We start from the raw sequence: 14,867 nt of genomic DNA, 5'->3' as shown, positions 1-14,867 counted from the left end.
CGTGGCGTGGTGACCGATCATCGGGCCGTCCGGCCTGCTGCCGCCCGGGCGGGCTACCTGCCGGCCGCTTTCGCGTTCGCCGTGGCCATGGCCGGGACCACCCTGCCCACGCCCCTGTACGGGCTGTACCGGGAGCGGATCGGCTTCTCGGAGCTGACGGTGACGGTCGTGTTCGCCGTCTACGCCTTCGGTGTCATCGGCGTCCTGCTGCTGGTCGGCAACGTCTCGGACACCGTGGGGCGCCGGCCCGTCCTGCTGTGCGGGCTGGGCTTCGCGGCCTGCAGCGCCGTCGTGTTCCTGGCCGCGGACAGCGTGGCGCTGCTCTGCCTCGGGCGGCTGCTGTCGGGGCTGTCGGCGGGCCTGTTCACCGGCACGGCCACCGCGTACGTGCTGGAGCTCGCCCCGGCGCGGCACCGGGGACGCGCGGGCTTCGCCGCGACCGCCGCCAACATGGGCGGGCTCGGCTGCGGCCCCCTGCTGTCGGGGCTGCTGTCGCAGTACGCGCCCCGGCCCCTGGTGCTGCCGTTCGTGGTGCACCTGGTGCTGCTCGCCGCCTCGTTCGCCCTCGTGCTGACGCTGCCGGAGACCGTCGCCGGCACCCGGCCGCTGCGCACCGCCCGGCCCCAGCGGGCCGAGCTGACGCCGGAGGTCCGGCGGGTGTTCGTCCCGGCCGGGCTCGCCGCGTTCGCCGGGTTCTCCCTGCTGGGGGTGTTCACGTCGGTCAGCCCCGCCTTCCTCGCCGAGGCGCTGGACGTCCACGACCGGGCCGTCGTCGGGCTCGTCGTCTTCGCGGCCTTCCTCGCCTCCACGCTCGGCCAGCTCCTCGTCCCCCGCCTGGGCACCGCGCGGGCCATCCCGCTGGGCTGCCTGGTGCTGATCGCCGGACTGGCGCTGCTGGCGGGCTCGCTCGCGTGGGCCGTCCTGGCCCTGCTGGTGCTCGCCGCGCTGGTGGGCGGCGCCGGCCAGGGCATGGGGCTGCGCGGCGCGGTGGGCGAGGTCGCCGCCGCGAGCCCCGCCGAGCACCGCGGCGGCGCGCTCTCGGCGCTGTTCGTCGTCGCCTACTTCGGCATCTCGGTCCCCGTCATCGGCGTCGGCCTGCTCACCGGGCCGCTCGGCCTGGCCCACGCCGGCCTGGTCTTCGCCGCCTGCATGGCCCTGCTGGCCGCCGCCTCCGGCGCCTACCTGCTGCGCCGGGCGGAGGCGGACGCCGGGGCCTGAGCGCCCGTCACCGGCCCAGGTGGACGGCCAGCGACTCGATCGTGCGCCGGCGCATGGTCATCATCGCCACGGACGAACCGTCCGCGAAGTGGAGCCGGAAGCGCGCCATCGCCTGCGTCCTCGGCCGGCGCTCGGCCCGTGCCACCCGGGCCCGGGGCGCGGCCCAGCGCAGGCGGCCGGGCTTGCGGAGGTCCGGGCCCGCCTCGACGAAGGCGACCCGGCGGTCGGTGACCGTCAGCAGCCCGGCCTTCCCCAGGGCCGTCCCGGTGGGGAAGGCCGCCGCCAGGCTCCCCCCTCCCCCGGCGACCGCGCCGATGCGCGCGAGTGCCGACCCGAACGGCACCGGGTCGGCCCCCAATGCCCCGACCCCGGCCACCGGGACCACCTTCGCCACGTCCAGCAAGGCCTCGCCAGGCCCCAGCAGCGGCTCCACGGCCTGGCGGTAACGGTTGATCGTCTTCTCGGTCACCCCGGCACAGTAGTGGGCGGCGGTCAGGACGCGGTGGCGAGGGTGTGCCCGAGCAGGGACATCGCGTCGGGCAGCACCCGCCGCCAGAAGCCGTCCGTGTGCAGGCCGTCGGGGAAGTGCGCCTCGCGGGCGCGGGCCTGACGGGCGACCTCGCGGGCGGCGGGGCAGAACGGGTCCTCCTGGCCGCACCACACGCCGAGGGCACCGGTCTGCATCCCGTCGAGGCGCAGCGCCGGCTCGTGGGCCTGCCAGTCCGTCTCGTCGGCGTAGCCGCCGGTGGTGCGGGCGTCCGCCCAGGTGCGGAAGACGGCCGGGCTGAGCAGCGCGACGGCGTCGAGGTTGCGGCCGGCGTGGGTGCGGCCGATCGCGTACTGCAGGGCGCCGGAGCCGCCCATCGAGATGCCCATCGCGGCGCGTGGCGTGGGCAGTTGGCGGGCGTGCAGCCAGCCCGGGAGTTCCTCGCGGAGCATCGTCTGCGGGTCGTCGCCGTCGCCGGGGGCGTGCTGGTGCCAGTACGTGGCGTCCCCGCCGTCCACCGCGACGACGGCGAAGGGCGGCACGCCGGCCTTGACCGCGGCCGCCAGGAACTGCGGCAGGCCCAGGGTCACCATGCCCTGGGCGTCGTTCCCGCGCCCGTGCAGCAGCACGCACACCGGCAGGTTGGTGCTCGCCGTGGCGCCGGGCGGGAGCATTGTCACCATCGTGACGTTCCGGCCGCGCGCCGCCGAGCGGACCTGCTCGACGTGCACCGCTCCCGGCGCCGCGTCGGGCACGGTGCCGTCCGTGCCGGTCATGCCCAGCGCCTTCTTCAGCGCCACCCCGCCGGGCAGCCACCCGGCGAGCATCCCGCCCGCGGCACCGGCCCCCAGCAGGGCTCCGCCGCCCGCGACGCCGGCCCCGATCCGCAGCAGGCGCCGCCGGGACACCGCGGGGCCGACGGGCTGCGCCGGGGGCTGCTCGGGCCGCTCGGGCTGATCGGTGGCGCTGTCGGTGGCGCTGTCGGTGTGCGTGGTCATGTCTGCTGGCCTTTCGCCGTGCGGTCGTTCGGGTGCGGCCACGGTCGGCGCGCGGCGGTCCACCGCAGCGACATGTGCACGTTTCCCCCGGTCAGGCCGGTACGGGCGACCGGCCACCGTAGGTGACGAGGGATCGGACCGCGCGGTTCCGCCCTTCGGTTACGCGGTCGGCGGCGACCTTGTCCCTCAGGAATTCAACATTCCACGGAAAGGCAGGTCTGGGGAATTTTCCCCGTATGCGCGACTATCGACCTGAATAGCTTTTCCGGGACCGGCACAAGAGCGATCCAGCGCAGTATCCCCCCAGGTCAAGGTCATTATGATGCTATGTCACTTACCTGTCATTCAGTCCGGAAAAGTGTCTCTTGCGGTACGTCTGTCCGTCAATTACAGCTGGTCGGACGCATTTTGACGGAAGGCTTGCCCACCGTTGCCCCCGCTGTTTCAATGCTGGATGTCGATGCGGGCGTTCCCGTCGCGCTCGACGGCCGACAGCGTAATTTTCCCGGCGCCATCCACCGCACAAGGGGGAACCACATGCGCACAGTTCGAGCTGCCCTGCTGGCCGGAGCGATGCTCGCGGCAACGGTTGCGGTCGCGGCCCCGGCCCAGGCGTCCTCCCGCTGCAGCCCGATGAACGGCTACGGCGAGCAGATCTGCGTCGACGGCGTGTCCTACAACCGTGCGGAGGACGTCTCCACGGTCTTCTTCACGCTCCGCGGGCCCTGGACCGACTACCGGGTCTACATGAACGGCACGTCCGACCTCTACTACCCCGGCTCGCACGCGTTCGGCATCAACGGCCACCTGAACACCAGCGTATGTGTGTCCGAGTCGACGTACGGGTGGGAGTGTGTCTGAGCCGACCGGCGGGTTCTCCGGAATCCGCCGCTGAGGGAGGGGCCGGGGCGACGTCCCGGCCCTTCTCACTGCCCTGGGCAATCCGGGTATTCCGGGTGCCGCACGAAGCGCAGGTCCTGCGGCCGCACCCGCTCGCGCGGTCCCGCCGCGCGCAGCACCACGTCCAGCACACGTGCCGGGTCGGCGGCGTACGCGTGCGAGAACCACGCCATGTTCGCCTCCACCACGGCCCAGCGGTGGCCCGGGCGGTAGGGGTCGAGCAGTTGTCCGACGTCCAGGACGACGGCGCTCGGCAGGGTGGGGCCGGCCATGGCGACCAGCCGGGCGACGAACTCGGCGATCTCCGTGGCGGCGGGGTCGCCGTCGAGCGGTCGCGGGTCGAGGCGGCCGAACACCGCGTACCGGCTCGCCGTGGCGATCCGCCCGTCCAGCAGGAACAGCCGGTACTCGGCCGCGAACGTCACCACCTCGGAGAGCAGCACCGGTGTCGCGGGGTCCAGGCCGGCGGGCAGGCGGGAGCCGTCGGCGTAGACGTCCGCCGGGAAGGACTTGTCCCGCGGCGGCTTGACGAACGTCGGCCGGTCGAGCGCCCACGCGTCCGCGAGGGTCGCCGCCCTGACGTCCCGGCGGGTGAACTCCGCCGGCAGCTCGGCGAGCCAGTCGTCGGCCGGTTCGAGCAGCGCGAACCCGAGCCGCTCCGCCAGCCGCGCACCCGCGAGCGGCCCGCCGTACCAGTGCACCGGTCCCGCGTCCGGGCCCGCGTCCGGGCCCGCCTCCTCCGCCGCCAGGACCCGCATCCCCCGGCCGGCCGCCTCGACGGCCAGCAGCTCCATCGTCGACGTCCGCCGCCCCGGCATGACCAGCACCGCGCCCCTCCTCCACTTCGCGAAGCCGCCAGGCTAGTGCCGCCGCCCCCGCGGCCGCAGCCGGGTATCGGGCAGGACGGGCGTCGGCGGACCGGGACGAGAGACGGCCGGGGAAAGTCGGGCCGGAGCGTTCGCCAGCGTGGGATTCGATAGCTCGCGCCAACTAACGGTAGCCGCATGACCGTTGGGCCGGTAGGCCGCGTCGCGGCAGGACCGCTCCCCCGGTGCGGGCCCCGCCCTGCCCGGAGACGGGCTGGGGCGGGGCAGGCCCATCGGCGCCCGATGCTTACCGGGGCCGGGCGCCTACCGGGGCCGGGCGGCGGGTGTCACCTGAGGGTGGGCAGGTACGGGTAGCAGCCGTAGGCGTCCTTGGTGGCCGTGATCATGGCGTCGCCGGTCCGCGGGCCGACGACGCCGTCCTGCTGCAGGCTCGCCCACTTCTGGATGGCCCTGACCGCCCCGTCGGTGTCGGGGCCGAACGAGCCGTCCACGTCGATCGTGTGGTAACCGGTCTGGTAGTGCAGGGAGTTGGAGATCTGCTGGACGCACTTGACGCTGGCGTACGTGTTGCTCTTGCCGTAACCGACCCACAGCGAGCCGGAGTTGGGCACGGCCTGGGCGGTGCCGCCCATGACGCCCGCGGTGACGAGGGCGGTGGTCGCGAACAGGAACGCGCCGCGCTGCCTGATGGAGGTGTTGCTCAAGGGAACCCCAAGAATTGGAATACGAATGATCATCAGACCCCGGACTATACGCGCCCCCTACGGCCGGGTCAGGCCTGGTCGGGGGGCCAGGGGCCGTGGGCGGCGACCTGGGCGCGCAGGCCGCGCAGGGCTTTGGCGGCGGCGATGCCCACCGCGCCCACGACCCGTCCGTCGCGGACGCAGGCGGCGGCGAAGCGGTGCTCGGCCACGGTGCCGTCGACGAGTTCGAAGCGGTCGGCGGCGCCGGGGCGGCCGAAGGCCTGGATCCGCAGGCCGTACTGGTCGGTCCACAGGTACGGGACCGGGGTGTAGGCCTGGCGGGTACCGTCCGGGCCGGCCAGGAGGTTGCGGGCGGCGTGCAGGGCCTGTTCGGTGGCGTTGGTGCGCTGCTCCAGGCGCCGGTGGCGGCCGGTGTGCGGGTCGGGCCAGGCCGCGGCGTCGCCGGCGGCCCACACGCCGTCGCCCGCGGCGCAGTAGGCGTCGCAGAGCACGCCGTCGGCCAGGGCGAGGCCGCTGCCGGCCAGCCAGCCGGTGGCGGGTTCGGAGCCGACGGCCATCAGGACGGTGTCGGCCGCGAGGTCGGTGCCGTCGGCGAGGCGGACGCCGGTGGCGCGCCCGCCGCGCTCAAGGACCCGGGTGGCCGTGCCGACGTGGATCCGCACGCCGTGTTCGCGGTGCAGGCCGGCCAGCAGGCCGGCGGTCTCGGTGCCGAGGACGCCGGCCAGCGGGGTCGGGGTGGAGACCAGCCAGGTGACCTCGGCGCCGAGGGCGACGGCGGTGGCCGCCGCCTCGGCGCCGAGCAGTCCGCCGCCGACCACCAGCAGCCGGCCGCCGGTGCGCAGGTCCTCGCGCAGGGCGAGGGCGTCGGCGAGGGTGCGCAGCACGTGGGCGCCGGCCAGCGGGGTCTCGGCGCCGGGCAGGCGGCGCGGGCGGACCCCGGTGGCGATGACGACGGCGTCGCAGGGCACCTCGCGGCCGTCGGCGAGGCGGACGGTGCGGGCCCGGCGGTCCAGGGCGGCGGCGGCCACGCCCAGGCGCAGGTCGAGCCGGAGCTCGGCCAGGGCGTGGGGCTCGCGCAGGGTGAGGCGTTCGGGCTGCCACTGGCCGGAGAGCAGGTGCTTGGACAGCGGCGGCCGGTCGTAGGGCGGCGCGTCCTCGGCGCCGACGAGGGTGAGGCGGCCGTCGTAGCCGGCCCGGCGCAGCGCTTCGGCGGTGTGCAGTCCGGCGGCGCCGGCTCCGACGACGGCGATCCGCCGCAGTGCGGTCACGCGAGTTCCAGGCGGATCGCGGCGGCGGGGCAGACGTCGGCGGCGTCCTTGACGGCCTGGTGGAGGTCCGCGGGCGGGCGGGCGTCGAGCAGGACGACGATGCCGTCCTCGTCGCGCTGGTCGAAGACGTCGGGGGCGGCGAGGACGCAGCTTCCGGCGCCGCAGCACTTGTCCTGGTCGATGGTGACGAGCACGGGTTTTCCCTTCGGGGTGGGTGAACTGGTATGGGGGCTGGGGGTGTTACCAGGTGACGGGCAGTGCGTGGAGGCCGTAGACGAGCATCTCGCCGCGGAAGGGGACGTCCTCGAAGGGGACGGCCAGGCGCAGTCCGGGCAGGCGGCGCAGGACGGTGTCGAGGGCGATCTGGAGTTCCAGGCGGGCGAGGGGCTGGCCGAGGCACTGGTGGGTGCCGAAGCCGAAGGCGAGGTGGCGGCGGGCGGCGCGGGTGAGGTCGAGCTCGTCGCCGCCGGGGAACTGCGCGGCGTCCCGGTTGGCGGTGCTGACCATGCAGATGACGCCTTCGCCGGCCCGGATCGTCACGCCGCCGACCTCGACGTCCTCGGTGGCGACGCGGGTCAGGCCGGAGTGGACGATGGTCAGGTAGCGCAGCAGTTCCTCGACCGCGCCGGGGACGGACTCGGGGTGGGCGCGCAGGTGGTCGAGCTGGGCGGGGTTGCGCAGCAGGGCGAGGACGGACAGGGCGGTCATGTTCGCGGTGGTCTCGTGCCCGGCGATCAGGAGGAGGCGGCCCATCGCGCCGATCTCCTCGGTGGTGAGCTCGCCGCGCTCGGCCAGGCGGCTGAGGATGCCGTCGTCGGGTGCGGTGCGCTTGGTCTCGGTGAGGGCGACGAGGTAGTCGGCCAGGCGCTTCTGGGCGGCGTCGACGTCCTCGGGCGGGGAGTCGCGGCGCAGCAGGACGCGGCTGCACTCCTGGAAGAAGGCGTGGTCCTCGTAGGGGACGCCGAGGAGCAGGCAGATGACGAGGGAGGGCAGGGGCAGGGCGAAGTCGCCGACGAGGTCGGCCTCGGTGCGGCCGGCGGTCATGTCGTCGAGGAGGCGGTCGGCGATGCGCTGGATCTCGGGGCGCAGCGCCTCGACCTTCTTGATCATGAATTCGCCGGTGAGCATCCGGCGCTGGCGGGCGTGTTCGGGGTCGTCCATCCGGATGAAGGTGACCTGGCCGGCGCCCAGCTGCCGGGCGCCGGCGCTGATGAAGGGGAAGCCGGGGCGGGTGGCGTCGGAGCTGAAGCGGGGGTCGGCGAGAACGGCCTTGATGTCGTCGTAGCGGGTGAGGAACCAGCTGGGAGTGCCGTCCCACAGGGAGACGCGGCTGATCGGCTCCTCCTGCTGGGCCTGCTCGTAGGCGGGGGGCGGGGCGAAGGGGCACGCGCCGCGGGCGGCGGGGTGGGTGAAGCGGGGGGTGGGTGCGGCCGTGGCCATGGGGGGCTCCCTTCCCGGAGCTTGGTGTGCCGGCGGCTGGCGGGGGCGTGGTGGGGTGGTGCGGCGGGGTGGTGCAGCGGCCCCCGGGTTCATTGCATGCCTTAAGCAACTAACTCATCGTCACGCTAACTCGCGGTCCGTGGCGGCGAAAGGCCCCGCCGGGTGGCGAACGAATCTGTCCGAAATCCGGTCAGAGGCCCGCACCGGCACCGCACGACCGCCACACCACCGCCGCGGCCCGCACCGGATCGCTAAGGTTCCTGCATGTCGGACGCCGAAGACCCCGTAGACGAACGGACCACCACCTCGGACCTGGAGGCCGTACTGGCCAGTCTGGCCTACCTCCTGACGCGTTCACAGCAGCACGAACGCCAGATGGCCCGGGCCGGCATCACCGCCGCCCGCTCGGACATCTACCTGCTGCGCGCGCTCGCCGAGGCCGAGGGCGCCAGCCGGGTCACCGACCTCGCCCACCGCCTCATGGTCAAGTCCTCCCACGTCACCCGGCAGATCGACCGCCTCCAGGGCCAGCGGCTGGTGGCCCGCACCCAGGACGCGACGGACCGCCGGGCCCGCCAGGTCGAACTCACCGCCGAGGGACACGCCGTGCTCGACCGGCTGAAACAGGCCAACATCACCGGACTGGCCGGCGCACTGGACGGCGTCCCCGACCCGGACGTCGCCGCCACCGTCAGCGTGCTGCGCCACCTGATCGACCGGTACGTCCAGCGGGCGCGCGCCACCATGCACACCGAGGACGGCCCGCCCGCCCTTCCCTCACAGGACTGCTGAGTCCCCGGGTAGGAGTCCCCGGGGCAGGAGTCCCCGAGGTCAGGACAGGGCGGCCAGGAGGCGCTGCTCCTTCGCCGGTTCGATGCCCAGCGGGAATCGGCCGCGCTTGCGGCCGTCGGGTTCGGTGTCGTCGGCCGGGCCGCGCCCGCGCAGCCACTGCCAGGTGTCGCGGGCGGTCTCGGCGAAGGGGCGGCAGCGCAGGCCGGCCGCCCGGGCGCGGGCGGTGTCGACCTGCCAGGTGCCGGCCGCCTCGGGAACGTCGGGCATCCACAGCGGCAGTTCGCTCCACGGCTCGACGGCGTCCGGGCCCTCGGCGACCAGCGGCGCGTCCGGGACCCAGACGAGCTCGGCGCGCCCCTCCCCCGCCACCTGCGCGCAGGTGTCCAGGAACTGCCCGTAGGTGAGCAGGCCGGGCGGCGCGGTGGTGAGGAAGCGGCCGGCCGTGCCCGCCGTCAGCAGGTCCAGGCCGAACAGCGCGAAGTCCCGGACGTCGATCAGCTGGACGGGCCGGCCGGGCTCACCGGGTGCCAGCACCCGGCCGCCGCGGGCCATCCGTTCCAGCCACCACGGCAGACGGCCGCCCCGCTCGTACGGGCCGATCAGCAGCCCGCTGTTGAGGACCAGGGAGCGCCCGGCACCGAAGTGCTCCTGCACCGCCCGCTCGCAGCCGGCCTTGAGCGCGGCGCTGAACTCCTGCCCGGGCGGGGTGTCGGCGGGGCACGGGTGCAGCGGCGAGGACTCGTCGACCACACGGGCCGGCCAGTCCTCGAACGCATGGACGGAGGAGATCAGCGTGTAGTGCCCGGCGCGCTCGCGCAGCAGCCGGGCGGAGGCCGCCGCCTGGGCGGGCTGCTGGGCCGAGGTGTCGACGACGGCGTCCCAGCGCCGCCCCTCCGCCAGGCGCGCGAGGTCCGCGTCCGAGTCGCGGTCGCCGCGCACTGCCTCCACCCCGGGCAGGTCGGCGGCCGAGCGGCCGCGGTTGAACGTGGTCACCTCGTGACCACGGGCGAGGGCTTCGGCGGCGAACGCCCGCCCCAGGAACGACGAACCGCCGAGCACCAGGATCTTCATACCGCCAAGGCTGCCCCGGGCCCGGCCCTGCGCACACCGTTTTTCGCGCTGGGCAGAGGACGGCCCGTCTCGGTCATGCACCCGGTTACCCCGGATCGTTCCGGATTACGGGGCGGTCACTGCCCCACTAGCTTGTCGACGCCGTCCGCCCGAGCGGCCGGCCCGGAGTCCAGGGAGCAGCGATGTCGATGACCGTCACCGTCGGCCGGCCGAGCGCCGCCGTGCTCGGCCACACGGAGCTCAGGGGGCAGCAACTCGACCGGCGGGAGCGCGAGGTGCTGCACGCGGTCGGCTGCGGGCTGCGGGACGACGAGATCGCCGCGGTGCTGGCCGTTCCCGAGGACGTCGTGGCCGGGCACCTCGTGCGGATCCTGGCCAAGCTCGGGCTGCGGGACCGGGCCGCCGCCATCGTCCACGCCTTCGACTGCGGGCTCGTCTCCCCCGGCCGCGGCCCCCGCACGCGGGAGGCGGGCCCGGTGCTGCGCAGTGGCGGTGCCGCGCGGGCGGGCGGGCCGCGGGTGCGGATCTCCGTGCTCGGGCCGCTGCGGGCCTGGCAGGACGGGCGCTCGCTGAACCTGGGGCACCTGCGCCAGCAGGCCGTGCTCGCGGCGCTGGCGCTGCGCGGCGGACGGACGGTCAGCCGCCAGGAGCTCCTGGACGGCGTCTGGGGCCAGGAGCCGCCGGTGACCAACGTGGTGCCGGTCTACGTCTACCGGCTGCGCAAGGCGCTGCGCCTGGGGGACGGCCCGGAGCAGGTGATCGAGCACGACCGCTGCGGCTACCGGCTCGTCCCCGGCACGGCCGACGTGGACCTGGCGCGCATGGAGGACCTGGTCGCCGAGGCGAGGAGCGCCCACCGGGCGGGTGACACGGCCGAGGCGGTGCGCCTGTGCGCGCGGGCGCTGGACCTCTTCCGCGGCGAGCTCCTGGCCGGGCTGCCCGGACCGCTCGCCGAGCTGGAGCGGGTGCGGCTCACCGAGCGCCGGATCGCCGTCGCGCAGCGCAAGTCGGAGTGGCAGCTGCGGCTGGGCCGGCCCGCCGAGGCGGTGGCCGAGCTGTTCGCGCTGTCCGCGGAGCACCCGCTGAACGAGCCGGTGGCCGCGATGCTGATGCGCGCGCTGTACCGCGGCGGCCGGCAGGCCGACGCGCTGGCCGTGTTCGCCCGCGCCTGCCGGCACCTGGCCGACGACCTGGGCGTCGCGCCGAGCCGGATGCTGCGGCGCACCCACCAGATGATCCTGCACGGGGACGAGGCCGGCCTCGGTCTCACCACCGTCGTGCGGTGAGACCGAGGCCTTCAGCGGTTCCGTACGGCCGTCAGGAGGCGAACGCCCGCTCCAGGCGCGGGATCAGGTCGCGCAGGTCCTGCTCCCAGCAGTAGCCGGTGTGGCCGCCGTTGCACTGGGTGCCCCAGGCGGAGCCGTCGCCGTAGTCGACGTAGTAGTACGGCATGCCCAGGGCGTCCATGCGGTCCTTGACGTGCTTGGACGCGCCCTCCAGCCAGAACTCCAGGTCGGTGGGCACCCCGCGGCCGTTGCCGACGTAGACGGAGACGCCGACACCGGCGAGCTTGTCCATGTGCTGCGACGGGTCTACCGCGTTCCAGCGCCAGTCCACGTTGAACACCGGGTAGGGCGAGCCGAACAGGGCGTCGCTGTCCACACCGGGCTTGTAGGGGTCGTTGTTCGGGTCGCAGAACCCGGACGCCGAGGCGCAGACCACGCCCTGCGCGTCGACGAGCGTGGCGACGGCGGCCAGCCGCAGGTCCATGGAGTCGGCGGACAGGTCGATGTCGCCCGACAGGGAGGCGGTCTGGCTGAACAGGTCGGGGCGGTCCTGGGCGTAGTGGAAGGCGCCGAACCCGCCCATGGAGACGCCGGCGATCGCCCTGGCCTTCTTGGTGGCGATGGTGCGCAGGTTCGCGTCGATGAACGGGATCACCTGGTTGAGGTGGAAGTTCTCCCAGTTCTGGGCGCCGAGCACGGTGTTCTGGTTGAGCCAGTTGGCGTACCAGCCGCGGGGGCCGCCGTCCGGGATGACGGTGATCATCGCGTTGGAGGTGGTCAGCGCCGGGTAGGTCTGCTGGATCGGGTCGTCGGGCGAGCCGTGCAGGAAGTACAGCACGGGGTAGCGCCTGGCGGGGTCGTCGTAGTAGCCGCTCGGCAGGATGATCTTGATGTGGTGCTTGCCGGTGACCTCGGGCGTGGTGACGGTGAGGTAGAAGTTGGTGGGTCCGCCGACGGTCGTGTCGACCTGGGTCAGGCCGAAGCCGTCCGCCATCCGGGGCGGTCCCGCGGGGGCCGGCTGGGCCGCCTGGGCCGGGACGGCCGTGGCGGCCGTCCCGACGAATCCGACGACGGCGGCCAGCAGGGCCACCACCGTTCGCCAGCGGGTGGGTGTCTTCGTCACGCTGCTCCCCCTCGGGTGTGGTGTCGTGTGCGGCGCGGTCTCAGTCAAGGACCTTGACCTCCAGGACCGGTGAGGCCGCGATCTGGTCCTCGGTGTACCGTTCCGTCACCCACTGGCCCGCCGAGAACAGCCGGGTCTGGTCGGCGTAGTGCGGCGAGTTGGGGTTGGCGGACTGGGAGTAGGTCAGCACCGAGGCGGACTGCGGCGGGCCGTCGGCGGTGAACAGCGTCTGCTGGATGAAGCTGGAGCCGAAGGTGATGTCCAGCTTGCCGTCGACCATGCCGGGGGTGACCACGTTCAGCACGCCCAGTTCGTGGATCGAGCCGTGGATTGGGATCTGCTCGCCGTTGCGGGTGATCTTCTGGACGTCCCCCAGCCGCGCGTTCAGCGCGATGCCGGAGTTGCGCAGCGCGAGGACCGCGCGGGCGAGCGAGTTGCGGACGGCGTCGTTGCCGGGGTCCAGCGAATTGGGCGTGTGCACCGGGTCCTTGGGGTCGAAGGGCACCCGCCAGGGCAGCTTGTCGGGTGTCTGCCCGTTCGTCAGGTAGGCCCAGAAGTTCTCGAACAGCCACGAACCCCGGCTGTCCGCCGTGTACTTGTGGTCCCAGGCGGCCAGGATCGGGCAGGCCTCGCTGATGTTGACGAGGTTGCCGTCCACCAGGACGAGCCCGAACAGGGTGTTCTGGCACGCCGTCACCGTGGCGTTGAGGGCGAGGTCGGCGGCCCTGCTGTTGTCGGCGAACAGCAGTTGGCGCATGTTCTCCGGGGTGAAGCCCCGGCCCGGCAGGCCGTCGGTGCCGTTGATCCGGTTCTGCGCGGTCAGGATCAGCTCCTGGGTGCGCAGCGAGCGGGGTGCGGCCGTGTCGCCCATGACGCGCGGGAAGGCCAGCGGCTGCTCGGGGTTGGCGAGCCAGGCGCTGTCGTTGGCGTTGCCGGCGAAGTCGGAGCGGATCAGGCGGGGCTGTTTGTGCGGGTCCAGCAGGCCGGGTGCGACCGCGTTCGGGTCGTCGGGCCAGTCGCACTCGCTGCGTTTGCCGTCGAAGATGGAGATCGGCGGGATGTTGGGCAGCTTCAGGGGCTGGTTGAAGAGCAGTTGGCCGGTCAGGGTGAGGCAGGACTGCGCGTGGGCGTCGGTGATGTTCGGGGCGGCCTGGATGTCCGCGTAGAGGGCGTTGCCCTTGCGGTCGGCGGCGACGGTGTTGAAGAAGGGGACGCCCTCGGTGGTCTCCAGGGCGCTGACGACGTCGTTGACGTCCTTGGCCTGGTCGAGGTGGAGCCACGTGTTCAGGGCCCGCAGGTTGTCCATGTTGGCGTCGCGCACCGCGTGGGCGCTCACCACCCAGGGCAGCGGGATTCCCTGCATGGAGGTGGTGACGGGCCCGTAGCGGGTGGACCACAGCGTGCGGGTGACCCGGCCGACGGTGCCGTCCGCGTTCAGTACGTCGACGCCGACCTGCTGGGAGGTCATGGGCTGCCAGGCGCCGTCCACCAGGTAGTTGGTCGGGTGCAGCGGGTCCACCTGCACGTCGAACAGGCCGAACGGGGCGACGGTGGCGACGGTGTGGCTCCAGGCGACGTCGTCGGTGTGCCCGATGTTCACGGCGGGCAGGCCGAGCAGGCTGGCCCCGGAGACGTTGAACCGGCCCGGGATGGTGAGCTGGCTCTGCCACATCCGGTTCTTGCCCTGCCAGGGGAAGTGCGGGTTGGCGAGGAGCATGCCGGTGCCGGTGCCCGCGGACACGCCCTGCGTGCCGACGGCCAGGGCGTTGCTGCCCATGCTGCCCTCGCTGCGGGCGGCGGCCATCGCGTCGGCGATCTTCGCCGCGGTCTCCTCGGGCGAGGCCTGCGGAGCGGCGGTCTGCGGCGCGGCGTCCTGCGGCGCGGCCTCCTGCTGTCCGGCTTTCGCCCGTGGTGCGGCGGCCTGCGGTGCCGCCGATGCTCCCGGGGGTGCGGCGTTGACCTCGCCGTCCAGCAGCGGGTCGGCGACGCCCATGATGATCTCGGCGTGCGCGTGCCGGTAGACGTCCAGTTCGGTGATCGGGCGCACCCAGGCCGCGCCGCGGCAGGCCGGGTCGGAGATGTTGTTCACCCCGGTCTCGGCGAGGTAGCGGTTGTACCCCTTCACGTAGCCACGGATGGCATCCTTGACCTCCGGCTCCGGCCCGTTGGGGGCGGGCTGGTCGATCAGCCGCTCCACCACCCGGTTGTCGTTGATCCGCTGGAAGTACAGGTCGCTGTTGAGGTTGGTGGTGGTGTTCTGCTTCTCGCCGGGGCTCGTCCTGCCGTCGGGGCCCAGGTAGCGGGAGCGCTGGGCGTTGACCATCAGGTAGGTGTCGGCCAGGGTGCAGATGTTGTCCTTGGCCGCGGCGTACCCGTAGCCCTCGCCCAGGCCGCCCAGGGTCGAGGCGATGATGTGCGGGATCCCGTACTCGGTGTACCGGATCGTCGGCCTGTCCGGCCCCGGCGCGGCGTCGGGTGTGCCGGCGGGTGCCTTGGCGACCGCCATCGTGCCCAGCAGGGCCGCCGCGGCCATGAGCGCCACCGGCAGCCGCATCGTCGATCTCCTCCGTGCCATCGGGCCGTCCTCTCCCCTGCGTTCCCATGCCTGTGTCTGAACACGGTCACGCTAGGGAGGGGCGATGAAATCCCGGTGACGGGGGCGGGCGCCCCGGCGGCGGGCCGGGGGCCGCAAGGGGGGGGGGTGCGGTGGCCGGCCCGCGCCCTCCCCGAGGGGGGGGTGCACGCCCCCGTGG

General features: G+C 73.7%; 14 protein-coding genes. 4 read left to right on the top strand and 10 right to left on the bottom strand.

Annotation, left to right across the window (positions count from 1 at the left end; all coding sequences use genetic code 11):
- Positions 1-6: 6 nt before the first annotated feature.
- Entirely contained in the window at positions 7-1,218 is a 1,212-nt protein-coding gene (locus ACFXDE_RS19720; RefSeq protein WP_380495927.1) for an MFS transporter, read from the top strand.
- A gap of 7 nt (positions 1,219-1,225) precedes the next feature.
- Here ACFXDE_RS19720 and ACFXDE_RS19715 read toward each other — a convergent pair whose 3' ends face one another.
- Together ACFXDE_RS19715 and ACFXDE_RS19710 are read right to left on the bottom strand one after the other, a co-directional pair.
- Positions 1,226-1,687, bottom strand: coding sequence for a hypothetical protein (locus ACFXDE_RS19715; protein ID WP_380495925.1), 462 nt, complete (start codon positions 1,685-1,687; stop codon positions 1,226-1,228).
- Between the two features lie 23 nt (positions 1,688-1,710).
- Positions 1,711-2,703 carry an alpha/beta hydrolase gene (locus tag ACFXDE_RS19710; protein ID WP_380495923.1) on the bottom strand — a complete coding sequence of 331 codons (993 nt, stop codon included), beginning with the start codon at positions 2,701-2,703 and terminating at the stop codon, positions 1,711-1,713.
- 537 nt (positions 2,704-3,240) lie between these two features.
- Between ACFXDE_RS19710 and ACFXDE_RS19705 the strand changes: the two genes are divergently transcribed.
- Positions 3,241-3,564 (top strand): hypothetical protein, encoded by a 324-nt coding sequence (locus ACFXDE_RS19705; RefSeq protein WP_380440437.1) that lies wholly within the window; start codon positions 3,241-3,243, stop codon positions 3,562-3,564.
- A gap of 65 nt (positions 3,565-3,629) precedes the next feature.
- Here the strand turns inward: ACFXDE_RS19705 and ACFXDE_RS19700 are convergent, their stop codons facing one another.
- The 5 genes from ACFXDE_RS19700 to ACFXDE_RS19680 all read right to left on the bottom strand — a co-directional run bounded on the left by ACFXDE_RS19700 (position 3,630) and on the right by ACFXDE_RS19680 (position 7,842).
- Positions 3,630-4,397, bottom strand: a complete 768-nt coding sequence (locus ACFXDE_RS19700) for an ATP-grasp domain-containing protein (RefSeq protein WP_380495993.1) — start codon at positions 4,395-4,397, stop codon at positions 3,630-3,632.
- 359 nt (positions 4,398-4,756) lie between these two features.
- Positions 4,757-5,134: a peptidoglycan-binding protein gene (locus ACFXDE_RS19695; RefSeq protein ID WP_380495921.1), complete on the bottom strand. Its 378-nt coding sequence runs from the start codon at positions 5,132-5,134 to the stop codon at positions 4,757-4,759.
- Positions 5,135-5,202: 68 nt separating this feature from the next.
- Positions 5,203-6,402, bottom strand: coding sequence for an NAD(P)/FAD-dependent oxidoreductase (locus ACFXDE_RS19690; protein WP_380495919.1), 1,200 nt, complete (start codon positions 6,400-6,402; stop codon positions 5,203-5,205).
- Entirely contained in the window at positions 6,399-6,596 is a 198-nt protein-coding gene (locus ACFXDE_RS19685) for a ferredoxin (RefSeq protein ID WP_380440429.1), read from the bottom strand. Before ACFXDE_RS19685 ends, ACFXDE_RS19690 begins: the two co-directional genes overlap by 4 nt.
- 46 nt (positions 6,597-6,642) lie before the next feature.
- Entirely contained in the window at positions 6,643-7,842 is a 1,200-nt protein-coding gene (locus ACFXDE_RS19680) for a cytochrome P450 (protein ID WP_380495917.1), read from the bottom strand.
- 264 nt (positions 7,843-8,106) lie between these two features.
- Here ACFXDE_RS19680 and ACFXDE_RS19675 point away from each other — a divergent pair, with 264 nt between their 5' ends.
- Positions 8,107-8,634, top strand: a complete 528-nt coding sequence (locus ACFXDE_RS19675) for a MarR family winged helix-turn-helix transcriptional regulator (RefSeq protein WP_380495915.1) — start codon at positions 8,107-8,109, stop codon at positions 8,632-8,634.
- 39 nt (positions 8,635-8,673) lie between these two features.
- On the opposite strand, the gene ACFXDE_RS19670 is transcribed toward ACFXDE_RS19675, so the two are convergent.
- Entirely contained in the window at positions 8,674-9,705 is a 1,032-nt protein-coding gene (locus ACFXDE_RS19670; RefSeq protein WP_380495913.1) for an NAD-dependent epimerase/dehydratase family protein, read from the bottom strand.
- Positions 9,706-9,887: 182 nt separating this feature from the next.
- Here ACFXDE_RS19670 and ACFXDE_RS19665 point away from each other — a divergent pair, with 182 nt between their 5' ends.
- Complete coding sequence (locus ACFXDE_RS19665) at positions 9,888-10,991, top strand: BTAD domain-containing putative transcriptional regulator (RefSeq protein ID WP_380495911.1); 1,104 nt, start codon at positions 9,888-9,890, stop codon at positions 10,989-10,991.
- Between the two features lie 31 nt (positions 10,992-11,022).
- Here the strand turns inward: ACFXDE_RS19665 and ACFXDE_RS19660 are convergent, their stop codons facing one another.
- A complete protein-coding gene (locus tag ACFXDE_RS19660; RefSeq protein ID WP_380495909.1) occupies positions 11,023-12,114 on the bottom strand; it encodes an alpha/beta hydrolase in 1,092 nt (363 codons plus the stop codon).
- Between the two features lie 40 nt (positions 12,115-12,154).
- Complete coding sequence (locus ACFXDE_RS19655; RefSeq protein ID WP_380495907.1) at positions 12,155-14,689, bottom strand: penicillin acylase family protein; 2,535 nt, start codon at positions 14,687-14,689, stop codon at positions 12,155-12,157.
- Positions 14,690-14,867: the final 178 nt, after the last annotated feature.

This window comes from Kitasatospora sp. NPDC059408, assembly GCF_042751525.1.
GTDB lineage: Bacteria > Actinomycetota > Actinomycetes > Streptomycetales > Streptomycetaceae > Kitasatospora.
This window is presented reverse-complemented; position numbering and strand designations above follow the sequence as displayed.